1 protein-coding gene is annotated in these 1,251 nt (G+C 46.5%); it reads left to right on the forward strand.

Translation table 11 applies throughout. From position 1 onward, the window contains the following. Positions 1–581: 581 nt before the first annotated feature. Positions 582–1,067 (forward strand): hypothetical protein, encoded by a 486-nt coding sequence (locus tag Q0256_RS02975; protein WP_297959912.1) that lies wholly within the window; start codon positions 582–584, stop codon positions 1,065–1,067. The last annotated feature ends 184 nt before the right edge of the window (positions 1,068–1,251 follow it).

The raw sequence follows: 1,251 nt of genomic DNA on the forward strand, positions 1-1,251 counted from the left end.
GGCTAGCTTTAACGGACTCAAACGAGTTTATCTGCTCGTAGTACAGCGCCAGATGAGCTAAAGCGGATTATAAAATCGCTTCCTAAGTTCGGATATTACGACGCTTGTGAAATTTTAAATAATGCCAAGCAGTACTTGTTTGAGTGTGGCTTGCGACGCGCGAGGTTTTCGTAAATCGCGAGATTCGAGCTTTGCTCGGCTGATTGACACTACGTGATGTGCGGGAGGTGTGAAATTTGCGGCGTTGCGGCGTGAAATTTCAAGTCTTGCGGCGCGCGATTTATGCAGTCACTATATAAAATTTCATACGGCTGTCGCAGCTTTTAAGTCTGTGCGAAATAAAACTTGCGAAACAACGTGGTATTTTGCAATCGTTTTAAATTTTGTAAATGCGCCGTATTTTGGCTCGGTGCGAGATAAAATTTTGTGCGGCGCACTTTTATGTGATGTATGCGTCTGGCTTGCCGTTGCTCGTTAGTGCCATGTCAGCGAATGCCTAAGCATGGATGAGCGCGATGGCTGGCTCGTGTAACTATTACCGTGTCGTTCAGTGCTGCTAGTGGCTTTAAGAGGCGCGATGTGTGTTTACAGGGGAAGAGATGCTAAAAATCGATATGCTTAAATTTTTTCGCTCGGGCGAGTTTGCAGGCGTAAGAAGCGGCTTGAGCTGTGCGCAGATCGCCTCGATGTTCGGCTCTGCGGACGCGAGCTTTAAGAGCGCGGGGGCTGAAATTTTAAGATACGGCGCCTTTGAGTTTCACTTTTTTCGGGACGAAATTTTTATGATTTTTTCGGATCATTTCAGAAGCGAGCCTTTAGATTTCGGCGACGGAAGGACGGGACAAATCGAAATAGAGCCTTGGATATTATCGGGCTGTCCTGCTCCCATCGATCTTGCAGCGGCGAAAAGCGCTTTAGATCGCGAACGGATCGAGTATCGCGAGCGCGCAACGGATGAGGGGTTGGAACTGAGTTTAAACAGCGGCGTTACGCTTGCGTTTGAAAGCTTAAGCGGGTTGGGCGAGCCCCGCGGATACGAGCTTGCCGCATTTTGGATGAAATTTTAGTGGAATTTAAAAAGAGAAATATTTCTTTCGCGCACTTTTTAAATTTAGCTTTTAAAAATTTATTCTTTGTCGAATGAAAATGAATGAAAATCCAAGACGAACTTCGGCAGAAGCGGCGCCTTGTATCGCGCACGGCGACGGAAAAACCGAGCCGCATTAATTGCAAAGGTACGATTTTAAAGAT

Source organism: uncultured Campylobacter sp., assembly GCF_937949835.1.
GTDB lineage: Bacteria > Campylobacterota > Campylobacteria > Campylobacterales > Campylobacteraceae > Campylobacter_B.